The following is a 26,280-nucleotide window of genomic DNA, read 5'->3' on the forward strand; positions in this document are numbered from 1 at the left end:
TACGCTCCCTTTCATTTATTTGAAAGGGAGCTTTCTTATTTTTCAAGAGATTTAGGGATACACTCTAAAAAGGATGAAGCTGTGCATGTCTAGTCATGCAAGGGTAAAAAAGAGAGGAGCATACGAAATGACAAAGTATATTTTTGTAACAGGAGGAGTTGTTTCCTCACTTGGAAAAGGGATCACGGCTGCATCGTTAGGCCGTCTTCTAAAAAATAGAGGAATGGATGTCACCATTCAAAAATTCGATCCATATATCAATGTAGACCCAGGGACAATGAGCCCATACCAGCACGGTGAAGTATTTGTGACAGATGACGGTGCTGAAACAGACCTTGACTTAGGTCACTACGAGCGTTTCATTGATATTAACTTAAATAAGTACAGCAACGTCACAACGGGTAAAATCTACTCTACTGTTCTGAAGAAAGAGCGACGCGGCGACTATTTAGGCGGTACAGTACAGGTTATTCCCCATATTACAAATGAAATCAAAGACCGTGTGTACCGTGCAGGAAAAGAAACGGGTGCGGATGTTGTCATTACAGAAATCGGCGGAACAGTAGGAGATATCGAATCCCTTCCATTCCTTGAAGCGATTCGTCAAATGAAGAGTGACATTGGACGTGAAAATGTCATGTACATTCATTGTACCCTCGTTCCTTACATTCGTGCAGCGGGCGAACTGAAAACAAAACCAACACAGCATAGTGTGAAAGAACTTCGCAGCCTTGGTATTCAGCCAAACGTCATTGTTGTCAGAACAGAAATGCCAATGACACAAGACATGAAGGACAAAATTGCGCTATTCTGTGATATTGATACAAAAGCTGTCATCGAATGTCAGGATGCAGATACGCTTTACTCCATTCCACTTGATTTACAAAAACAAGGATTAGATAAGCTTGTATGTGAACACATGAAACTAGATTGCCAGGATGCGGATATGACAGAGTGGACGGCTCTTGTGGACAAGGTGCAGAACCTTTCAAAACAAGTCACGATTGGACTTGTTGGAAAATATGTTGAGCTACAAGATGCATACATTTCTGTCGTTGAATCACTTCGTCATGCTGGTTATGCATTTGATGCGGATGTTCAAATCAAATGGATCAATGCAGAGGAAGTCACAGCAGAAAATATGGCTGATTTCGCTCAAGATGTAGATGGTATTATCGTTCCTGGAGGCTTCGGAGACCGCGGCGTGGAAGGGAAAATCATTGCAACACAATATGCCCGTGAAAACAAAGTGCCATTCTTCGGAATTTGCTTAGGAATGCAAGTTGCGTCTATCGAATATGCGAGAAATGTACTAGGTCTTGACGGCGCTCATTCAGCGGAAATCGATCCTGAAACAGCATTCCCAATCATTGACCTTCTTCCAGAACAGAAGGATATAGATGATCTAGGCGGAACACTTCGTCTTGGTCTATACCCATGTAAATTAAATGAAGACTCAAAAGCATTTGCTGCATACAATGATGAAGTGGTCTACGAACGCCACCGTCATCGTTATGAGTTTAATAACGAATACAGACAGCAAATGGAAGCAGCAGGCTTTGTCTTCTCTGGTACAAGCCCAGACGGACGTCTTGTGGAAATTATCGAGCTGAAGGATCATCCTTGGTTCCTTGCGTCTCAATTCCACCCAGAATTCGTTTCAAGACCGACAAGACCACAGCCATTATTTAGAGATTTCGTTGGTGCTTCACTTCAGGCATCTGAATCAAAATAAAACAAAAAACTGCCGAGAATATCATCTTCTCGGCAGTTTTTTTATTCATATTCTTCAACGATTTCTTTCACAGTAAACGATAGCGCATGGTAGACATATAAGCATGTCATTAAAGCAGGATAACCGAATCTTGTTCCATCCTCAGCGGGCACAAGGGGTTTCTTGAGCTGGAAATCAATGTGGACATCGCAATGCTCCTCAATCATTGACGCCTCCTTTTGAGCAGGCCCAACTCCAACAATAGGTGTACCTTGCGCGTGCAGTTCCTTTACAAGGGATTGGATCTCCTGATCTTCTGGATCTGAATAAAAAAGCAGCACCCTGTCACTTGGATGAAGTAAGCTGCGCTCTGTTTGATCGAGCGGCAGTACTTTCGCACCAGGAAATGGCTCCTTGCTTTCCGATGCTTCTAAGGCTACAGCAGCCAGCTCGTTTTTTCCATGAAAATAAACGGCCTGTCCACTGACGACGGACTGAGCAAGAAGGCGTGCACCGTCCTCAATCGCTTCTGCCTGCTTTTCTCCGATACGTGAAAAAATACCTGATAACTGGGTTGTGAAAATTTTTAACAAGACTCATTTCCTCCTTCAGTCAGATCATTTTATAATAGAATATAAAGAGAATATTAGGAAAAATGCTCAGAAAATGTCGTAAAGTAAACTATTATAAATAAAGGAAATGTGAAAATCAAACAGAATTATTTAACAACTGCTCTTTTTATGGCGAAAAATGAAAGCAATGGGGTGTATGAGATGAACGAGAAAATTTTAATTGTCGATGATCAGTACGGTATTAGAATCTTACTGAATGAAGTGTTTCATAAAGAAGGCTATCAAACCTTTCAAGCAGCTAATGGTCTACAAGCGTTAGATATCGTGAAAAATCACCGTCCGAACCTTGTGCTGCTTGATATGAAGATTCCTGGAATGGATGGGATTGAGATTTTAAAACGGATGAAATTAATCGACGAAGACATCCGCGTGATCATTATGACAGCCTATGGCGAATTAGATATGATTCAAGAATCCAAAGAGCTCGGTGCATTGACGCACTTCGCTAAACCATTTGATATTGATGAAATCCGAGATGCAGTCAAAGAATACTTGCCGCTTGAAACAAATGGCTAGATGGAAATGATTGAATCGAGTCATTCTGTTGCCGATTTGTAGAATAATTGGTATTCTAGATAAGAAGAAGAAAGCGATCTGACTTTGAAAGTTTACATATGGCGAGAAATTCTGGTCATGCTAGGGTGGAGAGCTTTTTTTAGTAAGCAAATTAGCTACATAGGGAGGATTTTTCATCATGCCTTTAGTTTCAATGACAGAAATGTTGAAAGACGCAAAGGAAAAAGGTTACGCTGTTGGACAGTTTAACTTAAATAACCTAGAATTCACGCAAGCGATTTTACAAGCTGCTGAAGAAGAGAAATCTCCAGTGATCTTAGGAGTATCTGAAGGAGCAGGACGCTACATGGGCGGCTTCAAAACAGTTGTCGCAATGGTAAAAGCGTTAATCGAAGAATATAATGTAACAGTTCCTGTTGCGATTCATTTAGATCACGGTTCAAGCTTTGAATCTTGTGCAAAAGCGATTCATGCAGGATTTACTTCTGTTATGATCGATGCTTCTCACCACCCATTTGATGAGAATGTAGCAACAACTGCAAAAGTAGTTGAGCTTGCTCATTTCCATGGTGTATCTGTAGAAGCTGAGCTTGGAACTGTTGGTGGACAAGAAGACGACGTCATCGCTGAGGGCGTTATTTATGCTGATCCAAAAGAGTGCCAAGAGCTTGTAGAACGTACTGGTATTGACTGCCTTGCACCTGCATTAGGTTCAGTACATGGTCCATACAAAGGTGAACCAAACCTTGGTTTTGCTGAAATGGAAGAAATTGGTAAAACAACAGGTCTTCCACTTGTTCTTCATGGCGGAACAGGTATCCCAACTGCTGACATCAAGCGTGCGATTTCACTTGGTACAGCAAAAATTAACGTAAACACTGAAAACCAAATTGCTTCTGCGAAAGCAGTTCGCGAAACACTTGCTGCAAAAACAGAAGAGTATGATCCACGTAAATATCTTGGACCAGCTCGTGACGCAATTAAAGCGACTGTTATCGGCAAAATGCGCGAATTTGGTTCTTCTAACCAAGCATAATTTGATGAGAACCGAAAGCCGCCTGAGTCACAGGCGGTTTTCTCCATATCTTGAGAAAGCGCAATCAAATTTACATTTCAGACAATTTATTGATAGGAGAGTGGCACAGTTATGTTATTTTTCGTAGATACAGCGAATATCGCAGACATTAAAGAGGCGCACGAGCTTGGCATTTTAGCAGGCGTTACAACAAACCCTAGTTTAGTAGCGAAAGAGAAGGACGTATCGTTCCACGACCGCCTTCGTGAAATCACTGACGTCGTATCAGGTTCAGTTAGTGCGGAAGTCATTTCTCTCAAAGCAGAAGAAATGATTGAAGAAGGAAAAGAGCTTGCTGCCATTGCGCCAAATATCACGGTTAAAATTCCAATGACAACAGATGGTCTTAAAGCTGTCAAAGCGTTAACAGACCTTGGAATAAAAACAAACGTTACGTTGATTTTCAGTGCAAACCAGGCATTGCTTGCAGCTAGAGCTGGTGCGACGTATGTCTCTCCATTCCTCGGTCGCTTAGATGACATTGGCCAAAATGGTCTTGATCTCATCAGCGAAGTGAAAACCATTTTTGATGTTCATGGATTAGATACACAAATCATTGCTGCATCCATTCGTCACCCGCAGCATGTGACAGAAGCTGCACTTAGAGGTGCTCATATCGGCACAATGCCGCTGAAAGTCATTAAGCAGCTGACAAAACACCCATTAACGGATGCAGGCATTGAGCAATTTTTAGCTGACTGGAATAAATAAGTGATTGTGGCAGGCGGAATCGTCTTCCGTTTGCCGCAGTTTTCCTTAAACACGCTAAGAAATGTTTTGTGCAAAGAAGAGAACATCACAGCCTCGCAAAGCTTCGATTATTTTTCTTCCGACAAATTTCGTTTAACCTGTATTCTTTCTCTTGATATTGGCTAAATTTTGGACAAGACCTTTTAAAGCGCGACATCCACAAACAGTATAACTCCAACAGTGATCTTCTTTAAGAAGGGAGACAAATATGGAAAAGTTAAACATTGCCGGCGGTGACCCTTTGCGCGGGACCGTACATATTAGTGGTGCGAAAAATAGTGCTGTGGCACTGATTCCTGCCACGATTCTCGCTGATTCTCCAGTAACCATTGAAGGCCTACCGCATATTTCAGATATTGACACATTGCGAGATTTGTTAGAAGAAATTGGCGGCAAGGTCACTTTTGAAAAAGGTGAAATGGTTGTCAATCCTACTTCCATGATCAGCATGCCACTTCCTAATGGGAAAGTGAAGAAGCTGCGTGCGTCCTATTATTTAATGGGAGCCATGCTCGGCAGGTTCAAGCAGGCTGTCATTGGTTTGCCAGGAGGATGTCACTTAGGACCTAGACCGATCGATCAGCATATCAAAGGCTTTGAAGCACTTGGAGCTGAGGTGACAAACGAGCAGGGTGCGATTTATTTACGCGCTGAAAAATTAGTCGGAGCCCGTATTTATCTTGATGTTGTCAGTGTAGGTGCGACCATCAATATCATGCTGGCAGCCGTACTGGCGGAAGGAAAAACGGTGATTGAAAATGCTGCAAAAGAACCCGAAATTATTGATGTAGCGACACTGCTTGCAAGCATGGGAGCCAAAATCAAAGGTGCGGGTACTGATGTGATTCGAATCGAAGGTGTAGAATCACTGCATGGCTGTAAGCATTCAATCATCCCTGACCGCATAGAAGCAGGAACGTTTTTAATTGCTGGTGCAGCGATGGGAGATGAAGTTGTACTTGATAATGTGATCCCAACTCATTTAGAATCAATTACGGCGAAACTTAGAGAAATGGGGTTCACCATTGAAACGAGCAACGATCAGATGCTGATCGTTGGCAGAAATGAAGGACTCAAGCCTGTCGATATCAAAACACTTGTGTATCCGGGCTTTCCAACTGACCTTCAGCAGCCGATGACGGCGCTTTTAACAAAGGCGAAAGGCACGAGTGTGGTGACAGATACAATCTACTCAGCCCGCTTTAAGCACATTGACGAATTGCGTCGAATGGGTGCAAACATGAAGGTGGAAGGAAGATCTGCTATTATTACCGGACAAACGCAGCTTCAAGGAGCAAAGGTAAAAGCAAGTGATCTGCGGGCAGGTGCTTGTCTTGTGGTTGCAGGATTAATGGCAGACGGTGTGACCGAAATCACAGGGCTTGAACATATAGACAGAGGATATAGTTTGCTTGAGGAGAAGCTTGAAGGCTTGGGTGCAACCATCTGGCGTGAAAAGCTGAATGACCAAGAAATAGAAGAACTTCAAAATTCATAAGGCTTTGACTGTGAGAGGAGATTTGGACAAAAATGGAAAGAAGTTTATCGATGGAACTAGTACGGGTGACAGAAGCAGCCGCTTTAAAATCTGCTCGTTGGATGGGAAGAGGATTAAAAGACGAAGCAGATGATGCTGCAACAAGTGCAATGCGTGATGTATTTGATACCATTCCGATGAAAGGAACAGTCGTCATCGGCGAGGGAGAAATGGACGAAGCACCAATGCTTTATATTGGGGAAAAGCTTGGGAACGGATATGGACCTCGCGTGGATGTCGCTGTTGATCCATTAGAAGGAACAAATATTGTGGCAAGCGGCGGCTGGAATGCCCTAGCTGTCATTGCGGTTGCAGATCATGGCAACCTGCTGAATGCACCTGATATGTACATGGATAAGATCGCAGTAGGTCCAGAAGCGGTAGGCTGCATCGACATTGAAGCGCCTGTCATTGATAATCTTCGCGCTGTTGCAAAGGCAAAAAACAAAGATATTGAAGATCTTGTTGCGACGATTTTAAACAGAGGTCGACATGAGAAAATTATTGCTGAGCTGAGAGAAGCAGGAGCAAGAATTAAACTAATCGATGATGGTGACGTTGCAGGAGCCATTAATACAGCATTTGATCACACAGGTGTTGATATTCTATTTGGTTCAGGTGGAGCGCCTGAGGGTGTTCTTTCTGCTGTTGCGTTAAAGGCACTTGGTGGTGAAATCCATGGAAAGCTTCTTCCTCAAAGCGAAGAAGAGCTGAGACGCTGTGAGAAAATGGGATTGGATGTTGGAAAAGTCCTCAGAATGGAAGACCTCGTGAAAGGCGATGACGCCATTTTTGCAGCGACAGGTGTTACAGACGGCGAGCTATTAAAAGGTGTTCAATTCAAAGGCTCTGTTGGAACGACACATAGTGTTGTCATGCGTGCGAAATCGGGTACTGTGCGATTCGTTGATGGCAGACACAGCTTAAAGAAAAAACCGAATCTTGTCATTCGTCCGTAATCTGAAAGCGGGTATTCATTACCCGCTTTTCATATAGGTGTCAAATGTATATCATTTTCTTTTTAAAGTTGAATATTCCCTGCAAATGAGGTAAAACTAAAGAGTGCTGCGAAATTTCCTGCGAATTTACTTCTTTTAAGCTTCAACAAGTTTAAATACTGCCGCATCATGACGATATACTCATTATCCTTCTCTATGTTGACAAAGCTCTATTCCACTTTGTTTCAATCTTTCACGATAAAACGAGTGGGAGCGTTACCATGAGAGCGAGGTCATTCCAACAAAAAGGAATTAAAAGCTAATCAAATACAATGGTCATGCAATGAAATACATTGACTAGAAAAGTGTGGTGTCCATATTGAAAGATGTTTCGATCTCATCTTTGGAAAATATGAAATTAAAAGAGCTGTATGAGTTAGCAAAACGCTACAAAATCTCTTATTACAGCAAACTAACAAAAAAAGAATTAATCTTTGCCATTCTAAAGGCAAATGCTGAGCAAGAGGATCTCTTATTTATGGAAGGGGTTCTTGAAATTATTCAGTCTGAGGGATTTGGGTTCTTAAGACCGATTAACTACTCCCCTAGCTCTGAGGATATTTACATTTCTGCTTCACAAATCAGACGCTTTGATTTACGAAATGGAGATAAAGTGTCTGGAAAGGTACGACCTCCTAAAGAGAATGAACGCTACTATGGCCTCCTTCATGTAGAAGCGGTAAATGGGGACGACCCAGAATCAGCTAAGGAACGTGTTCACTTTCCTGCACTCACACCGCTATTTCCTGATCGCCAAATGATTCTTGAAACACAGCCTAATCATCTGTCTACTAGAATTATGGATATGATGGCGCCAGTAGGGTTTGGACAGCGTGGATTAATCGTTGCGCCGCCTAAGGCAGGGAAAACCATTCTGCTCAAAGAAATTGCCAACAGCATTTCTGAAAATCATCCAGAGGCAGAGCTAATTGTCCTGTTGATTGACGAACGCCCAGAGGAAGTAACAGATATCGAACGTTCTGTTGCAGGGGATGTTGTTAGTTCTACCTTTGACGAAGTACCGGAAAACCACATTAAAGTAGCAGAGCTAGTATTAGAGCGTGCCATGCGTCTTGTTGAACATAAAAAAGATGTCATCATCTTAATGGACAGCATCACAAGGCTTGCTCGTGCATACAACCTTGTGATTCCGCCAAGCGGCCGAACGCTTTCAGGCGGTATTGATCCAGCAGCTTTCCATCGTCCAAAGCGCTTCTTTGGTGCTGCGCGTAACATCGAAGAAGGCGGAAGCTTGACGATTTTAGCTACTGCGCTTGTTGATACTGGATCACGTATGGATGATGTCATTTATGAGGAGTTTAAAGGAACTGGAAACATGGAACTCCATTTAGACCGCTCTCTTGCAGAGAGAAGAATCTTCCCAGCAATCGACATTCGTCGTTCTGGTACGAGAAAAGAAGAACTGCTTGTGCCAAAAGAGCATCTTGATCGTCTATGGGCAATGAGAAAATCGATGTCAGATACACCTGACTTCGTTGAGAAGTTCATGCGTAAAATGAAAAAAACAAAGACAAACCAAGAATTTTTCGATATTTTAACGCAAGAATGGAAACAAGCAAATATGTCTGCATCAAGAAGATAACTTCCTGAAAAAATACATTTGCAATCATAGACTCACACTGTTATAATTTTATCATGTGCGTTTCAGAATTTATTCTGAGATATTAACTCTGTTTCCGAATTGGATTCAGGGCGGAAGGAGATGACAGTAGATGAAAACAGGAATTCATCCTAACTACAAAAAAGCTACAGTCAAATGCGCTTGTGGAAATGAGTTTGAAACTGGATCAGTAAAAGAAGAGGTACGCATCGAGATTTGCTCTGAGTGCCATCCTTTCTATACAGGCCGTCAAAAATTCGCTTCTGCTGATGGACGTGTTGACCGCTTTAACAAAAAATACGGTCTTAAGTAATAATAGATACAATAAACAGGCAGGAATCCGTTCTTGCCTGTTTTTTTACGTGGATTGATGGAACTTTAAAACGGGGGAGAAGACCTTATGTATGTGATGAAACAAAGCGGTTGGCTTGAAGTCATCTGCGGTAGTATGTTTTCTGGAAAGTCGGAGGAATTGATTCGGAGAGCCAAAAGAGCCACCTTTGCCAAACAAGAAGTAAAAATATTCAAACCAGCAATTGATAACCGATATAGCATAAGCTCAGTTGTGTCACATAACGGTTCATCAGTAGATGGGATTGCAGTAGCCTCACCAAAAGACATAATAACGCACATATCAGAAAGAACCGATGTCATTGGCATTGATGAGGTGCAATTTTTTGATGAGACAATCATTGACATTGTCACTCAATTGGCTGATAAAGGCTACCGAGTCATTGTTGCAGGCCTGGATCAAGACTTCAGAGGAGAGCCATTTGGTGTTGTTCCGCATTTAATGGCATGTGCAGAGCTTGTAACAAAACTTCAAGCCGTTTGTTCGGTATGCGGCTCCCCAGCGAGTAGAACACAACGCTTGATCGACGGTAAACCCGCATCCTATGATGATCCCATTATTCTAGTAGGTGCGCAGGAATCATATGAAGCACGATGCAGACATCACCATGAAGTACCAAGACTTGACGTTGGTACAACACTTGACAATTAAAAAAATAGCAAATGCCGCTGTGTTTTGTTTTTTAAGATTTTGGCTCAACACCCATCATTTGTACTTAAATAAATTAAATAACACTATGAAAAAATTATCTAATTTTCAACGCTTGCGTTTTGGCATAAGCAGGCATAAAATGACTAACTGTAGTGTAAAGCATTTCAACGAAAAGTTCGATTTCTTGTCATAATTTTTTTGATTAAGGATTTTTCTCCTTAATCGTTCTTTTGATTAATAGTTAACTTTATTTATAATTTAGAAAGAGGGTAGTTTTTGATGAACAACGTGAAGAAAACAAAAGAAGGGTACCTCGAAACCACTTTAACAGGTAAAGATGTATTATCAATTCCAACGTTGAACAAAGGCGTTGCTTTCTCTGAAGAAGAAAGACAAGAGCTTGGACTAGAAGGATTACTTCCTCCAACTGTTCTCACTTTAGAACAGCAAGCTGAGAGAGCGTACAAGCAATTTCTAGCTCAGCCAGATCGTCTTCGTCAAAACGTATACTTAAGTGATTTGCAAAACCGTAACGAAGTATTGTTTTACAAGCTTTTAACAGACAAGCTTCGTGAAATGCTTCCTGTTGTTTACACACCAACTGTTGGTGAAGCGATTCAAGAATACAGCCATGAATATAGAAGACCTCATGGTGTCTATCTTTCAATCGACAACATTGACGGTATTGAGAAAGCATTTGAAAACCTGCATGCAACAGCAGGAGATATTGACCTCATTGTTGCAACTGACTCTGAGAGTATTCTTGGAATTGGTGACTGGGGTGTTGGTGGTATCAACATCGCGATCGGTAAATTAGCTGTTTATACGGCTGCAGCAGGTATTGATCCAAGCCGCGTGATTCCAGTCGTATTAGATGTTGGAACAAACAATGAGAAACTATTGAATGATCCATTATACATCGGTAACCACCATAAACGTGTACAAGGTGAAAAATACGAAGAATTCATCGATGCTTATGTGAAAGCAGCACTTAAATTCTTCCCGAAAGCATTGCTTCACTGGGAAGACCTTGGAAACAAAAATGCGCGTAACATCATGAAAAAATACAATGATAACATCTTAACATTCAATGATGATATTCAAGGTACTGGTGCCATTACTTTAGCGGGAGTTCTTGCCGCTGTCAAGAAAACTGGTACTCAATTGAAAGATCACCGTGTTGTGATTTTCGGAGCTGGATCAGCTGGTATCGGAATCGCAGATCAAATGCGTGACACGATGGTACTTGAAGGTCTGTCTGAAGAAGAAGCAAACAATGCATTCTGGACATTAGACTACAGAGGATTGCTAACAGATCAATTTGAAGACGAGGTACTTGATTTCCAAAAACCATATCTTCGTTCTTCTGATGAAGTTGAGGGCTGGGCACGTGATGAAAAAGGACAAATCTCATTTGCTGAAACTGTTCGCAGGGTGAAGCCGACGATCCTAATTGGTACATCAGGTCAAGGCGGAGCATTCACTGAAGAAATCATTAAAGAAATGGCAGCTCATACAGAGCGTCCAGTGATCATGCCGATGTCTAACCCAACACCTCTTGCTGAGGCAGTGCCTGAAGATCTATTCAAATGGACAGACGGCCGTGCACTTGTTGCAACAGGAAGCCCGTTCGAAAACGTTGAGTATAACGGAATCGAACATGAAATTGGACAATCAAACAATGCATTCGTTTTCCCTGGACTTGGTCTTGGTTCAATCGTAACAGAATCAAAAATCATCACAAAAGGCATGTTCGTCGCTTCTGCAAATGCAATTGCTGAAATGGTTGATCACGAAAAACCAGGTGCTGGATTACTTCCAAGCATTGATAAATTGCAAGAAGTGTCCATCCATGTGGCTATTGAAGTAGCGAAAGCAGCGATTGAAGATGGAGTCGCAAGAAAAACGCCTGATAATATCGAACAAGCTGTGAAAGACGCAATGTGGATTCCTGAATATAAAAAAATTGTAAGAGCATAATAAAATGTGTAATGCGGCATTGTTTCGGGAAATCTAGGCAATGCCGCAATAAAAAAAGAGACATGTAAAGGATTGAAGGAGGAATAGTAAGGTGGACTTTTTAAATATTTTGATCCTCCTAGCACCGATTTTTTTCGTTATCGCGCTGGGTTGGTTCGCAGGGAACTTCGGCAGCTATGACGCTAAATCTGCAAAAGGTGTAAGTACACTTGTTACAAAGTATGCTTTGCCAGCGCACTTTATCGCCAGCATTCTGTCAACACCAAAAGATAAATTCTATAGCCAAATTCCATTTTTCGTTGCATTGATTATCGGAATCGTAGGTTTTTATATCATTATCCTTTTAGTTACGAAATTTGCTTTTAAATACGATTTAACAGATTCATCTGTCTTCTCGTTAAACTCAGCTCAACCGACCTTTGCATTTATGGGGATTCCGGTCTTAGGTAGTTTATTTGGAGCCCAAGAAGTTGCAATTCCGATTGCGATTACCGGAATAGTTGTAAATGCATTGCTTGATCCAATTGCCATTATTGTGTCAACTGTCGGTGAAAAAACAAAAGGAAAAGTCAAAGACGGCGAAAATTTCCTAAAAATGACGACAAAAGCGATTTTGCACGGTTTATCAGAGCCGCTTGCACTTGCACCGCTAGCAAGTATCATTCTTGTTCTTTTAGGGTTTAAACTTCCTGAAATCGGACATGAAATGTTAGAGGAAATTGGAAGTGTTACATCAGGGGTTGCGCTATTTGCAGTCGGTGTCACAGTTGGTATTCGTAAGATTAAATTAAGCCTGCCAGCATTCAGTATCGCCTTGCTAAAAGTAGCTGTACAACCATTGCTTATGTATTTCATTGCCGTTGTTATGGGTCTTTCGGCGGATGAAATTACAAAAGCTGTATTACTTGTTGCCTTCCCAGGTTCAGCTGTTGCAGCAATGATTGCGACGCGATTTGAAAAACAAGAAGCAGAAACTGCATCCGCATTTGTCATCAGTGCCATCATGTCACTCATTACATTACCAATCATTATTGCACTCACCGTATAATATAGTAAAAAGGCTGCCAAAAGAGGCAGCCTTTTTAGCGAAATGAATGAAACAGAGGGAAGAGCACACGTTTCTTTTTGGTGACAGGTTGTGTGATTTCCTTCTCTTCTACTACTTGTGACGATTGTTTAAAAGACGCGGAGAGGGAATCGAATTTCATTGTTAAATCTTCAATTTCCTTGCGATGCTGGAGCAGCTGATAGGATACACCTTCGTCTGCTTTTTTAGTTAGTTTCCGTTCAAGGTCTTGTAAACGCTCTTCTACAATATGGATGTGTGATTGCTGCTGAATGAGCTGCTTCACTTGCTCTTCTAGTGCTTCAATCCTTTGCGCAGAGGCATCGGTTTCTACAGCAGATGATAACTGCCGAACTGTCCCCTCATGGATTGGCAGTCGAATGTCTTGGAGGATCACACCCTCGCTCATCTGGTGTTTGACCTCTTTGAGCAGCTGTACAACATCCTCATGAAAATCATAATGTCCAAGTTCATTCCGGGCGACAGGAATGTTGAGCTGTTTGACCCAACGCTGAATCGTTTTTGAAGAAACGCCAATTTCCTTTGCAACCTCATTTGTATTCAAAGCAAATACCCTCCCTTTTTTCAATTACAAGTACCATTCTCTTCATGGAGGACCTGTTCCTTCACGTTAGACAAAACAAGTAACCAATCGCCAAAGATCGTGTTTTCTAGCGGAAAATTGCAGAAAATCAATTGTTTTGGAAATTTTTTTGACTGTCATACCCCGCTATACTATAATTAGACTGTTACGCACAAAACAGAGGTGAAGACCATGTTAGACCGTTTAAAATCAATTGAAGAACGCTATGAAAAGCTAAATGAATATTTAAGTGATCCTGAAGTGGTGAACGACCCAAAGAAGCTTCGTGAATATTCGAAGGAACAATCCGATATTCAAGAAACTGTTGAGGTATATAGACAATATCGTGCAGCGTACGACCAGCTGAGTGATGCGAAAGCAATGCTCGAAGAGAAGCTGGATGCAGAGATGCGCGACATGGTCAAAGAAGAAATTTCAGAGCTCACAGAGGAAACGGAACGTTTAGAAGACGAGCTGAAAATCCTGCTGATTCCGAAAGATCCAAATGACAACAAGAACGTTATTGTGGAGGTTCGCGGTGCAGCGGGCGGAGAAGAGGCCGCTCTTTTTGCAGGAAACCTTTACCGTATGTATAGCCGTTATGCTGAAATGCAAGGCTGGAAAACGGAAGTCATGGAAGCAAGTGTCACTGGCACAGGTGGTTATAAAGAGATTATCTTTATGATCAGCGGGAAAGGCGCATATTCTAAATTAAAATTTGAAAATGGCGCACACCGCGTGCAGCGTGTTCCTGAAACGGAATCAGGCGGACGGATCCATACATCAACTGCGACCGTCGCTGTATTACCTGAGGCGGAAGAAGTTGAAATTGATATCCATGAAAAAGACATCCGTGTAGATACTTTCACATCAAGCGGACCTGGCGGACAGAGTGTAAACACGACCATGTCTGCTGTTCGATTAACTCACCTTCCAACAGGTGTCGTTGTATCCTGTCAGGATGAGAAGTCGCAAATCAAAAACAAAGAAAAAGCCATGAAAGTACTGCGTGCGAGAATTTATGATAAATTCCAGCGCGAAGCACAAGCTGAATATGATCAAACACGTAAATCTGCTGTTGGAACAGGGGATCGTTCAGAGCGTATCCGTACGTATAATTTCCCGCAAAACCGTGTAACGGACCACCGCATCGGATTGACGATTCAAAAGCTTGATCAAATTTTAGAAGGAAAACTTGACGAGGTCATTGATGCTTTAATTATGGAAGACCAAGCAAGAAAGCTTCAAAATGCAAAATAATCCACGGACGATCTTTGAAGCCCTTAAATGGGCTTCTTCTTTGTTAACAGAAGCCGGTAGAGACCAAAATGCAGCGGAGCTTCTTCTGATGCATGTACTTGGATGGAGCAGAAGTGAGCTTCTTGCGCGTTTTCATGAGCCATTGAAAGTGGAGAAAGATCGATTGTTCAGCGAGTTTGTCACACAGCATAAGACGGGAGTGCCTGTTCAGCATTTAACGGGTATTGAATTCTTTTATGGTCGTCCCTTCGAGGTGAACAAACATGTTCTCATTCCTCGACCTGAAACGGAGGAAGTTGTACTGGCGGCGCTGAATATGGCAGGTGACGTCTTTCCACACGATCAGCCGCTCAAAGCAGTTGATGTTGGTACAGGAAGTGGAGCAATTGCCATTACGTTAGCTCTTGAAAAGAAATTTCTATCTGTCACAGCGACTGATATCTCACGTGATGCCCTTGCGGTAGCGAAGCGGAATCAACAAGCGCTTGGTGCAGACGTTCACTTTTTACATGGGGATTTACTTGAACCTGTCATGGCTCAAGGCATGACAGTGGATGTGTTTATTTCGAACCCGCCTTATATTGCGGCAGAAGAAATGGACAGTCTATCAGAGGTTGTGACAAAGCATGAACCAGTCCATGCACTGACGGATGGACGTGACGGTCTGTGGTTTTATAAACGTCTCGTTCGTGATCTCCACCACGTGCTGAATGAGCAAGCCGTCGTCGTCTTTGAAATTGGACACACGCAAGCCCAAGATGTAAAAGCGCTTCTTATGCAAGCATTTCCTAAAGCTGATGTTCGCATCGTAAAGGACATTAACGGAAAGGACCGAGCTGTTTGCGCACATATTCAAAACGAAAAGTCCGGCTGAATAAAGTCGGACTATTTTATTATGTAAAGATGAAACTTATGGTAAAAGAGAAACGTATATATAAAAGAATGAACATTCTGATCATGATGTTTTTACATAAATTTGTTTTGAAGGAGCGAATGGTGTGAACAGAAGGTATGCGATGATGTTGGTCATCGTCTGTGTACTACTGATTGTGAGTGCTTGCGGGAAACCGAGCTTTAAAAAAGAAGCAGCAGCATTTGGAGAAAGCTATAAAAAAGCACAATACACAGTGAATCGAACGGATGACCTATCTGACATGAAGGAGAAGTTGAAGTTTTATTTAACCGACCATGAATATCAAGAATATACACAAGACAGCATGTTTCCAAGTGTATTAGAAGCAGCTAAGGATCAAAATTGTCAAATTAAGCTAAAAAAAATCACGTTTACGCTCTCAGATGAAAGCGATGACAGAATTGAATTTGACTATGAAATGATCATTCAATTTATTGATCAAAAAGGAAAGGTCAAAAAAGAAATCGAGAAAAAGGGGGCGATGACTGTCATCAAAACAGAATCAGGTTTGAAAATCAGCCGAGATTGGGACGGGAGACTGTATCCTTCTGACTATCAATCCTCACTCCAAAGCCGTTCATCATCTGAACGGCTTTTTTGATTTGACTCATAATCTATTAAAAAAATCATGTTTGCTGTTTAAGAGATGAGTTTCCTGGACACAATGGTTGTAGCGAAGAGAAAAAGTGGGGGGGGGACACATCATGTTCAAAAGTAAAATGATGATTTGTCTTTATATGTTTCTATTATTATGCGGTGCTTTTGCAAACCTTGGCCGGGAGGAGACAGCGGCTGCTTCTGTCAACCAGCCTGTTGTCATACCAGATGAAGCGATTCGATTACGTATTTTAGCGAATAGTGATCGTTCAGCGGATCAGGATGTGAAAAGGAGCATTCGAGACGAGGTCAATGCCAATATGACGGAGTGGGTCAAAGACCTGACATCCATTGAAGAAGCAAGACGAGTCATTCGGTCAAAGCTGCCAGAAATCAATCGTATTGCGAAAGCAAAATTGAACGAACAACATATTGATCAATCCGTATCAGTCAGCTTTGAAAAAGCTTCTTTTCCAACAAAGCTTTATGGAAATTTCGTTTATCCTGCTGGGAAATATGAAGCCATTTTAATTACGCTTGGAGAAGGGGATGGAGCCAATTGGTGGTGTGTGTTATTCCCGCCTCTCTGCTTTATCGACTTTTCAAATGGGGAAGCCATTGCCTCGCCAGAAGGAGAGGATAAAGATCAGGTGTCAGCGCAGCAAACAGGTGAGTCCGTTAATGAAGTGGTGAAAGAAGAGGACGAAGAGAAGGGGGAAGTGAAATTCTTCCTGCTTGAATGGGTCTCTAGTCTTTTCTCTTAAAAAAGGTATAAATCTGTATTTGCCTCATAGAGTTGAAGTAAGAGATCAAAAAGAGGTGAAAACATGTATTATCAATTAAGGATAGCCACAGAAGAAGATGCTCCAGCCATTAATGCGTTTCTTGAAAAAGGACAAGCAAAAGGCGGAGTAACAATTGCGGAACGTACGACATTTGTTGTCATGGAAGATGCAGACGGGCACCTGGCAGGCTGCTTAGGTCTTGAACAGTTGAATGAACAAGAGGGATTGCTGCGGTCACTTGTCATATCAGATAAACTCGGTCAGGGACACATTGTTTCTTTGTTCCAAAGTGTTCAAACGCTGGGGGCGAAAATAGGTGTGGATACCTTCTATGTCGTAGCAAACCATTCAGCCTCACATGATTTTTTAACATTCATGGGATTCACGCCTTTAAAGGATATTCCGGATAGCGTGTGGGAATCTGCACATGCAAAAGAGTCATTGGACAAAGAACAGGCAGTGGTGCTGCAAAAAAAGAGCAGTTAATCACAAAACACTGGACTTATACACATACTTATCCACTGTTAAACAAGCGTTATCCACAAATTGTGGACAACGCTTGTTTTATTTAGCGTCATCTTTTATACTTTCAAAAGGATAATTGAGATATATCAACAGTTTTATCTTTTTTAAAAGGAGTTTGTAAGATGCTAAATACAAAAAGATGGTCTGTGGATTTAGAAAAGGATTTATCCACATACTATCCACAAATTCAACAGGCAGCCCTGCTGTTGCAACAAAACGAAGTGGTCGCTTTCCCAACAGAAACCGTTTACGGACTAGGGGCAAATGCAAAAGAGACAGAGGCCGTCATGAAAATTTATGAAGCGAAAGGACGTCCAAGTGATAATCCGTTGATTGTCCACATTGCGGAGGTTCAGCAGCTTCATGAATTTGCACAAATAGAAAATGAAAAAGCGAAGGCACTGATGGATGCCTTTTGGCCGGGTGCCTTAACTATTGTTCTTCCGTGTAAGCCGGGTACTTTATCAAAGCAGGTCACAGCGGGTTTATCCACAGTAGGCGTGAGAATGCCTGATCATCCCATTGCGCTTGAGCTTATCCGAGCAGCTGGTCTGCCAATTGCTGCACCAAGTGCCAATCGCTCTGGGAAACCGTCACCGACACAAGCTGACCATGTGGCGAGTGATCTCGATGGTAGAATCGCTGGAATTGTGGATGGCGGTTCAACTGGAATTGGCGTTGAGTCAACGGTCGTATCCTGCGTAGACGAGCTTCCAGTGATTTTAAGGCCGGGCGGTATTACAAAAGAAGCATTAGAAGAAGTAGTAGGGACGGTCAGCGTCGACCCAGGGCTGACAAAAAAGGACGAGGCGCCCGTATCACCTGGTATGAAATACACGCATTATGCACCTGAGGCACAAATGTACATTTTTCATGGAAGTGATGAAGAGATGCAGCGTCACATTCAGAAGTACCAGGCGGAGGGCCGGAAAGTCGGCGTACTGACAACGGAAGAAAAGAAGTCGTTGTTTACAGCAGATGTTGTTTACAGCTGTGGATGGAGAGAAAAGCCTGAAACTGTGGCTGCAAACCTATATCGTGTGCTAAGACAATTTGATGAAACAGATGTAGATATGATTATTTCAGAAGCCTTTTCAGAGCAGGGGGTTGGTTCTGCAATTATGAACCGTCTGCAAAAGGCGGCAGGAGGGCGCAGACTCTCTTCGGTCAAATAGTTCTAACCCTTCTTGGACAAACATAGGTTAAAGAAGAATGCGTGTCCAAGGGGGATTTACATGAATGAACTAGCTGGCGAATTGCTGACACTCAGTATCATGGCTTTTGCGCTTGGGATGGATGCCTTTTCGGTTGGCCTTGGCATGGGGATGATCCAGCTGAGGTTCCGCCAGATCATTTATATTGGACTTGTCATTGGGATGTTTCATATGTTTATGCCGCTTTTTGGCATGCTGACAGGTCAGCTCTTATCTGGCTGGCTCGGCCTCCTTGCCACCTATATCGGCGGTGCACTGCTTTTGGTGCTGGGGCTACAAATGATTATTGCTTCTATTCGAAAAGAGGATAAACCATTTATCGCGCCAGTTGGGGCGGGTCTCGTTCTTTTTGCGACAAGCGTGAGCTTAGACAGTTTCTCCGTGGGCTTAAGCCTAGGAATTTACGGTTCTCGGGTGTGGATGACCATTTTATTGTTTGGTTTTTTTAGTATGATGCTCACATGGCTCGGATTATTACTCGGTAAACAAGTCCGTTCATGGGTTGGTTCATATAGCGGGGCGCTTGGCGGCATTATTTTACTAGCCTTTGGCATCAAATTAGTATTTCCGCTATAGCCAGTCTCCTTACATAACATGTAGAATGAAATCCTATATAATAGAAGAAAAGGAGGGCGAATGATGAATATCTTATTTGTTTGTACGGGAAATACATGCAGAAGTCCGATGGCTCAAGCCCTTTTTGCTTCAATTGCACATGAAAAAGGTTTGCAGGTCACTGTAAAATCAGCGGGCCTCTTTGCCTCTAATGAGGGGAAGGCTTCTCCGCAAGCGGTCGAAGCATTATTTGAGAAAAGCATTCCACTCAATCACTCGTCGTCAAAGCTGACAGAGGAGCTTCTTCACGAAGCTGATTATGTCTTCACCATGACAATTCAGCATAAACAGTTGATTGTAGAGCAATATAATCATGCAAAAGAGAAAGTTTTCACATTAAAGGAATTTGCGACAGGGACAGAAGGCGATGTATCCGATCCATTTGGCGGAAGTCTTGCGGTTTACCAGGAAACACGTGATGAACTAGAAGAATTGCTGTATCAGCTGGCTGAAAAACTGAAACAGGACCTGACATCCTCATAAATAGACAATCTGTAAAACCGTTGCGTCAACGGTTTTTCTGCTTTTGTTTGCAAATGACTAAGCAGAGGTTAAAATATAACTGTGAATAAAGAATGAAAGTAAGCCTGACAAATCAACTCACCCTTAGGAGGAATAGCCCGATGAAAGTAGCCATTGCATCCGATCACGGCGGAACGAATATACGTGAAGAAATCAAGCAACTGATGGATGAATTGAAGATTGAATACATTGATATGGGTTGCGAATGTGGATCAGGGTCTGTAGACTATCCGGATTATGCTTTTCCTGTAGCCAATATGGTGGCAAACGGAGAGGTTGATCGCGGCATTTTAATTTGCGGGACAGGCATTGGCATGAGCATCTCAGCAAACAAAGTGAAAGGCATTCGCTGTGCGCTGGCACATGATACCTTTAGTGCGAAAGCAACGAGAGAACATAATGATACAAATGTTCTGGCGATGGGAGAGCGCGTGATTGGACCGGGGCTAGCACGTGAGATCGCACACATTTGGCTGACGACAGAATTTACGGCTGGACGCCATGCTGTGCGGATTGGCAAAATCGCTGATTATGAAGAAAAGCACCTATAAGGAGCGCTTAACATGAACATTGGTCAAGATTGGCTTGAAATGTTAAAGGAGTTTCATCAAGCAGTTGAACTGCGTGCTGGCCAAATCTTAGTGATTGGCTGCAGTACGTCGGAAGTGGCTGGCGAGCATATTGGTACAGCGGGAAGTGAGCAAATTGCAGAGGCCATCTATCAAGAATTGGATCAGCTAAGACGAGAGATTGGCATCGAGCTCGCCTTCCAATGCTGCGAGCACCTAAATCGTGCTCTTGTTGTTGAAGAAGAAGTGGCTTACCGTCTGAACCTAGAAATTGTGGCTGCAGTACCTGTCCGAAAGGCGGGTGGTTCGATGGCGGCTCATGCGTTTCAGCAAATGGAACATCCTGTGTTAGTTGAATCGATTGAGGCGCATGCTGGAATTGATATCGGCGATACGTTGATTGGGATGCACTTAAAGCGAGTAGCTGTACCTGTCCGTCTCAGTCGTCACCAATTAGGACAAGCGCATGTGACGTTTGCGAAAACACGTCCGAAGCTGATTGGCGGAGAACGAGCGGTTTATACAAGATCATAGCTTAAATATATTACTAATATAATGTTGAATGATGAAGACGCTTCACCCCTTGAATATTCGGTTTTTCGCAAAAAATAAGTCGATTTTCCAAAAAAAACTTTTACATTTCACTCAAAAACCGTGTACAATGAGATGGTGAAAACATCGAATGGGAATAGATTGGAGAGGATTTCGCTGATGAAACATTTACCTGAGCAAGACGCACAAGTATTCAAAGCAATTCAACTAGAGCGGAAACGCCAGCAGGACAAAATCGAATTAATTGCATCAGAAAACTTCGTAAGCGAAGCAGTCATGGAAGCACAGGGCTCAGTTTTAACTAACAAATATGCTGAGGGCTACCCTGGTAAACGCTACTATGGCGGCTGTGAACATGTAGACGTTGTAGAAGATATCGCACGTGACCGCGCAAAAGAAATTTTTGGCGCTGAGTATGTGAACGTACAGCCTCATTCAGGTGCCCAAGCGAATATGGCCGTATACTTTACAATTCTTGAGCATGGCGATACGGTGCTGGGCATGAACTTATCACATGGCGGGCATTTAACACACGGAAGCCCTGTCAACTTTAGCGGGGTACAATACAATTTTGTAGAATATGGTGTAGATAAAGAAACGCAGCATATTGACTACCAAGATGTACTTGAAAAAGCACGTGAGCATAAGCCGAAGTTAATCGTTGCAGGTGCAAGTGCATACCCACGTCAAATTGATTTCAAAAAGTTCCGTGAAATTGCTGATGAAGTCGGTGCTTACTTTATGGTCGACATGGCTCACATTGCGGGTCTTGTTGCAGCAGGTCTTCATCCGAATCCAGTTCCTTACGCAGATTTTGTGACAACGACGACACACAAAACATTACGCGGACCTCGCGGCGGAATGATTCTATGCCGTGAAGAATTTGGTAAAAAGATCGACAAATCGATCTTCCCTGGTATTCAAGGTGGACCACTGATGCATGTCATCTCTGCAAAAGCTGTTTCTTTCGGTGAAGTATTGAACGGAGATTTCAAAACATATGCACAAAACGTCATTGATAATGCCAAACAACTAGCTGAAACCCTTTTATCTGAAGATATTCAGCTTGTATCTGGTGGAACAGATAACCATCTTGTTCTCATCGACTTGCGCTCTCTTGGCATCACAGGAAAAATCGCAGAAAACGTTCTGGATGAAATCGGCATCACAGTGAACAAAAATGCGATTCCTTATGATCCAGAGAAACCATTTGTCACAAGTGGTGTACGTGTTGGTACAGCAGCAGTGACAAGCCGCGGGTTCGATCAAGAAGCGATGAAAGAAGTCGGTTCTATTATTGCGCTTGCTCTCAAACATCATGAAGATGAAGCGAAATTAGAAGAGGCGAAAAAGCGAGTATCTGATCTTACTGCCCGCTTCCCTCTATATAACGAATTAGATTATTAAAAAGCTGACCCATTTGCCTATTTTTGGCATGTGGGTTTTTTTTGTAGGATTTGCGAATCATATTGAAAGATGATGTCTTTTTATGTAGAATTGTAGGAAGTGTGCAAAGTTCACCGGAAGATGACAGAAAAGGAGTTGTAGCAAGCAATGGCAAAGGTTTATGTATTTGATCACCCGCTAATTCAGCACAAACTTACATATATTCGTGACGTTCATACAGGAACAAAAGAATTTAGAGAGCTAGTGGATGAAGTCGCCACATTAATGGCATTTGAAATCACACGAGACTTACCGCTTGAAGAGGTAGATGTAGAAACACCTGTACAAGTCGCTAAATCAAACGTGATCTCTGGGAAAAAACTCGGTGTTGTGCCAATTTTAAGAGCAGGTCTTGGAATGGTAGACGGGATTTTGAAACTCATTCCAGCTGCTAAAGTAGGACATGTCGGTTTATACCGTGATCCGAAAACATTAAAGCCTGTTGAATATTATGTGAAGCTTCCATCTGATGTGGAAGAGCGTGAGTTTATCGTCGTAGACCCAATGCTTGCAACCGGCGGCTCAGCAGTCGAAGCATTAAACAGCTTGAAAAAACGCGGTGCGAAAAACATCCGCTTCATGTGTCTGATTGCTGCCCCTGAAGGTGTAGAAGAAATGCAAAAGCATCATCCAGATGTGGATATCTACATTGCAGCATTAGATGAGAAATTAAACGAAAAAGGTTACATCATCCCAGGCCTTGGTGATGCTGGTGACCGTATGTATGGAACAAAATAAGAAGATCTCAATAAAAGCCCACATGCAGACGAGCATGTGGGCTTTTTGAAATATATGACAAACGGTTGATGTCGTTCTTAGAAAAATCAATGTATACTGAACATTAGCTGTTTTTTTCAATGAATGTCACAACTCTCCTAAAGTTTGATGAAATTGTGAACATTTTGTGTGCTCTATCATTATAGAAAAGTTTTTTAACTTTCAACGGATTGACACATCATAGACGCTATTGTATGCTAAACGAGGGTATTATGGTAAGGTTTTCATAGCCTATAGCACTCTACTAATCCTCATTGTGAACCCTTTAATTATCAGGGTTTGTATCAGCGAATGAAGCAGCATCCCATAGATCTAAAGATTTCAAGTCTGATGGTGTAATTAGACCGATGGGTGATTGATTTTTTTCGAACAGGGCGGCTTATCATCAGCGTCTTCTACGCAGTTTTCATCACCATTTATCACCTTTTTTACAATATTTTTCATCGGGAGTCAGATGAATGAACGATCCAAACGCGATTTTCCGCAGACAGAGTAAATACATGTTCTATCTATTGGCAATTTTTGTGTTTGGCTATGCCATGCCTGGTTTTAAACCACTGTTCCTTGGTTTCATTATCGGCACAATTTTTGCTTTCTTTAATTTATTCCTACTTATACGGAGAATGCATGCTTTTGATCGAGCAGTTCAAAAAGGAAAATCCATTCGTTCAATGGGAAGTACAGCCAGGTGGGCCAACGCGATTCTCGCAGTAGCGATTGCTTGGCGTTACCCTAACGAAGTTCATCTGGCAGGTGTTGTTATAGGATTAATGACAATATATCCTGTCATTATGATAGATTCCTTCATTCAACTTAAACGTTCTACTATGGAAGAGAGGTGAATACTCTTTGGGTCACAGTTCAAAAACTACAGAATTTTTAGGGTTAACGTTCAACTTATCCAATGTTCTCATGATTACGATTGCTAGTATCATCGTTCTTCTCATAGCGGTGCTGACTACTCGTGTTCTGTCTATTCGTCCGACTAAGGCGCAGAACTTCATGGAATGGATTGTTGATTTTGTTCGAAATATCATAGGTAGTTCGATGGACATGAAAACAGGAGCCCCATTTCTAGCGCTTGGCGTTACATTACTCATGTACATATTTGTTTCAAACATGCTTGGACTGCCATTTTCGATTACGGTTGATCACAACTTGTGGTGGAAATCACCAACTGCTGATCCTGCAATCACAATGACACTAGCGATTATGGTCATGGGACTCACACACTACTACGGTGTCAAGGCAAAAGGAGTCAAGGAATATACGAAAGACTACTTTAGACCAATTCCGCTTTTAGTACCATTGAAACTTATTGAAGAATTTGCAAACACGTTAACACTTGGTTTGCGTCTTTATGGAAATATTTTCGCTGGAGAGATTCTTCTTGGGTTACTTGCAGGACTTGCGACCAATTTCTACACGCAAAACATTGCGCTTGGTATCGTTGGTACATTAGGTGCCATCGTACCGATGATTGTATGGCAAGCATTCAGTTTGTTTGTCGGAACAATCCAGGCATTTATCTTCACCATGCTGACAATGGTGTACATTTCCCATAAAGTCAGCGACGAACACTAAAAAATTGAGAGTCCAAAATGGACGTTATTTTAAAGGAGGAGCTTTTTAATGAATTTAATAGCAGCAGCAATTGCAATCGGTTTAGGAGCACTAGGAGCAGGTATTGGTAACGGTCTAATCGTATCTAAAACAGTTGAAGGAATCGCTCGTCAGCCAGAAGCTGGAAGAGAACTAAGAACACTTATGTTCATCGGGGTCGCTTTAGTTGAGGCACTTCCAATTATCGCTGTCGTTATCGCATTCTTGGCATTCTTTGGTTAATATGTGAGAAGCGTTCTAATATGAATTTTAATGGCGAAGATCAGATTAGTTCGAAACTTCGTCATTCCTTTATGTTTTGTTTCTTAACATATTATTTAAAGAAGGGAGTTGCCGTACGAAATGTCTCAGTTACCAGTGGTTTTAGGAGCAGGAGGCTTAAGTTTCAACGCCGGGGATATGTTATTTCAGCTTATCGCTATGCTCATCCTGCTTGCACTTTTAAAGAAATATGCGCTTAAACCTTTATTAGGGATTATGAAACAGCGTGAAGATTATATAGGAAATGAAATTTCAAGTGCTGAAGAAAAGCACGTTCAAGCTGAAAAGCTTCTTGAAGAACAACGTGTCTTATTGAAAGAAGCACGCGAAGAATCACATACACTCATCGAAAATGCGAAAAAGCTTGGTGAGAAACAAAAAGAAGAGATCATTCTAGCAGCACGTCAAGAGTCAGAGCGCTTGAAAGAATCCGCTAGAACTGAAATCGTAAAAGAAAAAGAACAAGCTGTGGCTGCACTGCGCGAGCAGGTTGCATCACTATCTGTGCTGATTGCTTCTAAAGTGATTGAAAAAGAACTTGATGAGCAAGCACAAGAGAAATTGATCCAAGAGTATCTTAAAGAGGCAGGCGAAAGCCGATGAGCGTAACTATTGTCTCTAAGCGTTACGCTTCTGCTCTTTTTGACATCGTTCTTGCTTCTTCGGCAGTAGACGAAACTGAAAAAGAGCTGAATGAGATCAAAAAAGTGCTTAAGGCTGATCAAGAATTAAATGACTTTCTTGTTCATCCGAAGATTACGGCAGACAAAAAGAAACATCTGATTGCAGAAGCTTTCAAAGGTGTTTCGACATACGTTTTGCACACAATGTATTTACTGATTGATCGCGGACGTACGAATATTTTTCCTGAAATGACGTCTGAGTTTGTGAAACTTGCAAACCGTACGAAACAAATAGACGATGCGATCGTGTATTCAGTGAAACCGCTGAGCGGAGCTGAAATTCAATCTTTATCTGAAGTATTTGCCAAAAAAGCCGGAGTCACATCACTGCGTGTTGAAAACGTGATTGACAAGGATCTAATAGGCGGAGTGAAAATCCGTATCGGAAACCGCATTTATGACGGCAGTGTCAGCGGAAAGCTTTCCCGCATTGAACGTCAGCTTGCAGGCGAAAATCGTTAGA

The 26,280-nt window shown here is 42.1% G+C and carries 30 protein-coding genes; 28 read left to right on the forward strand and 2 right to left on the reverse strand.

The window, feature by feature from the left end; genetic code table 11:
- The first annotated feature begins 127 nt into the window (after positions 1 to 127).
- Positions 128 to 1,735 (forward strand): glutamine hydrolyzing CTP synthase, encoded by a 1,608-nt coding sequence (gene pyrG, locus IEE86_RS05085; protein WP_191096246.1) that lies wholly within the window; start codon positions 128 to 130, stop codon positions 1,733 to 1,735.
- Between the two features lie 41 nt (positions 1,736 to 1,776).
- Here pyrG and IEE86_RS05090 read toward each other — a convergent pair whose 3' ends face one another.
- Complete coding sequence (locus IEE86_RS05090; protein WP_191096247.1) at positions 1,777 to 2,307, reverse strand: DUF2529 domain-containing protein; 531 nt, start codon at positions 2,305 to 2,307, stop codon at positions 1,777 to 1,779.
- A 180-nt stretch (positions 2,308 to 2,487) separates the two neighbouring features.
- On the opposite strand from IEE86_RS05090, the gene IEE86_RS05095 reads away from it, so the two are divergent.
- From IEE86_RS05095 to IEE86_RS05140, 10 genes are all read left to right on the forward strand, one after another.
- The gene (locus IEE86_RS05095) at positions 2,488 to 2,862 is read left to right on the forward strand and encodes a response regulator (RefSeq protein WP_003214681.1); all 375 of its coding nucleotides are present in this window, start codon (positions 2,488 to 2,490) and stop codon (positions 2,860 to 2,862) included.
- A gap of 178 nt (positions 2,863 to 3,040) precedes the next feature.
- A complete protein-coding gene (locus IEE86_RS05100; RefSeq protein ID WP_007497678.1) occupies positions 3,041 to 3,898 on the forward strand; it encodes a class II fructose-bisphosphate aldolase in 858 nt (285 codons plus the stop codon).
- 111 nt (positions 3,899 to 4,009) lie between these two features.
- Complete coding sequence (gene fsa / locus IEE86_RS05105; RefSeq protein ID WP_003215343.1) at positions 4,010 to 4,648, forward strand: fructose-6-phosphate aldolase; 639 nt, start codon at positions 4,010 to 4,012, stop codon at positions 4,646 to 4,648.
- Between the two features lie 247 nt (positions 4,649 to 4,895).
- Entirely contained in the window at positions 4,896 to 6,185 is a 1,290-nt protein-coding gene (locus IEE86_RS05110; RefSeq protein WP_191096248.1) for a UDP-N-acetylglucosamine 1-carboxyvinyltransferase, read from the forward strand.
- A 32-nt stretch (positions 6,186 to 6,217) separates the two neighbouring features.
- On the forward strand, positions 6,218 to 7,183 hold the full coding sequence (gene glpX / locus IEE86_RS05115; RefSeq protein ID WP_191096249.1) for a class II fructose-bisphosphatase: 966 nt from the start codon (positions 6,218 to 6,220) through the stop codon (positions 7,181 to 7,183).
- Positions 7,184 to 7,541: 358 nt separating this feature from the next.
- Complete coding sequence (gene rho / locus IEE86_RS05120) at positions 7,542 to 8,825, forward strand: transcription termination factor Rho (RefSeq protein ID WP_191096250.1); 1,284 nt, start codon at positions 7,542 to 7,544, stop codon at positions 8,823 to 8,825.
- Between the two features lie 130 nt (positions 8,826 to 8,955).
- Entirely contained in the window at positions 8,956 to 9,156 is a 201-nt protein-coding gene (rpmE, locus tag IEE86_RS05125) for a 50S ribosomal protein L31 (protein WP_003215407.1), read from the forward strand.
- A gap of 87 nt (positions 9,157 to 9,243) precedes the next feature.
- Positions 9,244 to 9,846, forward strand: coding sequence for a thymidine kinase (locus IEE86_RS05130; protein ID WP_117732336.1), 603 nt, complete (start codon positions 9,244 to 9,246; stop codon positions 9,844 to 9,846).
- 279 nt (positions 9,847 to 10,125) lie between these two features.
- Complete coding sequence (malS, locus tag IEE86_RS05135) at positions 10,126 to 11,826, forward strand: oxaloacetate-decarboxylating malate dehydrogenase (RefSeq protein ID WP_191096251.1); 1,701 nt, start codon at positions 10,126 to 10,128, stop codon at positions 11,824 to 11,826.
- 91 nt (positions 11,827 to 11,917) lie between these two features.
- The gene (locus IEE86_RS05140; RefSeq protein ID WP_191096252.1) at positions 11,918 to 12,874 is read left to right on the forward strand and encodes an AEC family transporter; all 957 of its coding nucleotides are present in this window, start codon (positions 11,918 to 11,920) and stop codon (positions 12,872 to 12,874) included.
- Between the two features lie 34 nt (positions 12,875 to 12,908).
- Here IEE86_RS05140 and racA read toward each other — a convergent pair whose 3' ends face one another.
- On the reverse strand, positions 12,909 to 13,457 hold the full coding sequence (racA, locus tag IEE86_RS05145) for a chromosome-anchoring protein RacA (RefSeq protein ID WP_191096253.1): 549 nt from the start codon (positions 13,455 to 13,457) through the stop codon (positions 12,909 to 12,911).
- Between the two features lie 210 nt (positions 13,458 to 13,667).
- Between racA and prfA the strand changes: the two genes are divergently transcribed.
- From prfA to IEE86_RS05230, 17 genes are all read left to right on the forward strand, one after another.
- Positions 13,668 to 14,735 carry a peptide chain release factor 1 gene (gene prfA, locus IEE86_RS05150; RefSeq protein WP_034318282.1) on the forward strand — a complete coding sequence of 356 codons (1,068 nt, stop codon included), beginning with the start codon at positions 13,668 to 13,670 and terminating at the stop codon, positions 14,733 to 14,735.
- Complete coding sequence (prmC, locus tag IEE86_RS05155) at positions 14,725 to 15,609, forward strand: peptide chain release factor N(5)-glutamine methyltransferase (RefSeq protein WP_191096254.1); 885 nt, start codon at positions 14,725 to 14,727, stop codon at positions 15,607 to 15,609. The genes prfA and prmC overlap by 11 nt, the downstream gene beginning before the upstream one ends.
- 142 nt (positions 15,610 to 15,751) lie before the next feature.
- Positions 15,752 to 16,249, forward strand: coding sequence for a hypothetical protein (locus IEE86_RS05160; RefSeq protein ID WP_191096530.1), 498 nt, complete (start codon positions 15,752 to 15,754; stop codon positions 16,247 to 16,249).
- A 103-nt stretch (positions 16,250 to 16,352) separates the two neighbouring features.
- Positions 16,353 to 17,009, forward strand: coding sequence for a stage II sporulation protein R (gene spoIIR / locus IEE86_RS05165; RefSeq protein WP_191096255.1), 657 nt, complete (start codon positions 16,353 to 16,355; stop codon positions 17,007 to 17,009).
- Positions 17,010 to 17,072: 63 nt separating this feature from the next.
- A complete protein-coding gene (locus tag IEE86_RS05170; protein ID WP_191096256.1) occupies positions 17,073 to 17,516 on the forward strand; it encodes a GNAT family N-acetyltransferase in 444 nt (147 codons plus the stop codon).
- Positions 17,517 to 17,677: 161 nt separating this feature from the next.
- Entirely contained in the window at positions 17,678 to 18,730 is a 1,053-nt protein-coding gene (locus IEE86_RS05175; RefSeq protein WP_191096257.1) for an L-threonylcarbamoyladenylate synthase, read from the forward strand.
- A 60-nt stretch (positions 18,731 to 18,790) separates the two neighbouring features.
- Entirely contained in the window at positions 18,791 to 19,345 is a 555-nt protein-coding gene (locus IEE86_RS05180; protein WP_191096258.1) for a manganese efflux pump MntP, read from the forward strand.
- 63 nt (positions 19,346 to 19,408) lie between these two features.
- Complete coding sequence (locus IEE86_RS05185; RefSeq protein WP_191096259.1) at positions 19,409 to 19,867, forward strand: low molecular weight protein arginine phosphatase; 459 nt, start codon at positions 19,409 to 19,411, stop codon at positions 19,865 to 19,867.
- Positions 19,868 to 20,007: 140 nt separating this feature from the next.
- Positions 20,008 to 20,457: a ribose 5-phosphate isomerase B gene (gene rpiB / locus IEE86_RS05190; protein ID WP_003214714.1), complete on the forward strand. Its 450-nt coding sequence runs from the start codon at positions 20,008 to 20,010 to the stop codon at positions 20,455 to 20,457.
- Positions 20,458 to 20,469: 12 nt separating this feature from the next.
- On the forward strand, positions 20,470 to 21,009 hold the full coding sequence (locus tag IEE86_RS05195) for a TIGR01440 family protein (protein ID WP_191096260.1): 540 nt from the start codon (positions 20,470 to 20,472) through the stop codon (positions 21,007 to 21,009).
- Positions 21,010 to 21,186: 177 nt separating this feature from the next.
- Positions 21,187 to 22,434: a serine hydroxymethyltransferase gene (gene glyA / locus IEE86_RS05200; protein WP_034281450.1), complete on the forward strand. Its 1,248-nt coding sequence runs from the start codon at positions 21,187 to 21,189 to the stop codon at positions 22,432 to 22,434.
- A gap of 147 nt (positions 22,435 to 22,581) precedes the next feature.
- The gene (gene upp, locus IEE86_RS05205) at positions 22,582 to 23,211 is read left to right on the forward strand and encodes a uracil phosphoribosyltransferase (protein ID WP_003214553.1); all 630 of its coding nucleotides are present in this window, start codon (positions 22,582 to 22,584) and stop codon (positions 23,209 to 23,211) included.
- Positions 23,212 to 23,708: 497 nt separating this feature from the next.
- Entirely contained in the window at positions 23,709 to 24,092 is a 384-nt protein-coding gene (locus tag IEE86_RS05210) for an ATP synthase subunit I (protein ID WP_191096261.1), read from the forward strand.
- A 7-nt stretch (positions 24,093 to 24,099) separates the two neighbouring features.
- On the forward strand, positions 24,100 to 24,834 hold the full coding sequence (gene atpB / locus IEE86_RS05215) for a F0F1 ATP synthase subunit A (RefSeq protein ID WP_003215198.1): 735 nt from the start codon (positions 24,100 to 24,102) through the stop codon (positions 24,832 to 24,834).
- A 48-nt stretch (positions 24,835 to 24,882) separates the two neighbouring features.
- Positions 24,883 to 25,095, forward strand: coding sequence for a F0F1 ATP synthase subunit C (gene atpE, locus IEE86_RS05220; protein ID WP_003214968.1), 213 nt, complete (start codon positions 24,883 to 24,885; stop codon positions 25,093 to 25,095).
- A gap of 120 nt (positions 25,096 to 25,215) precedes the next feature.
- Entirely contained in the window at positions 25,216 to 25,737 is a 522-nt protein-coding gene (gene atpF / locus IEE86_RS05225; protein ID WP_191096262.1) for a F0F1 ATP synthase subunit B, read from the forward strand.
- Positions 25,734 to 26,279 carry a F0F1 ATP synthase subunit delta gene (locus IEE86_RS05230; RefSeq protein ID WP_099726501.1) on the forward strand — a complete coding sequence of 182 codons (546 nt, stop codon included), beginning with the start codon at positions 25,734 to 25,736 and terminating at the stop codon, positions 26,277 to 26,279. The genes atpF and IEE86_RS05230 overlap by 4 nt, the downstream gene beginning before the upstream one ends.
- The last annotated feature ends 1 nt before the right edge of the window (position 26,280 follow it).

This window comes from Bacillus crepusculi (assembly GCF_014764715.1).
In the GTDB taxonomy this organism is placed as follows: Bacteria; Bacillota; Bacilli; order Bacillales; family Bacillaceae; genus Bacillus.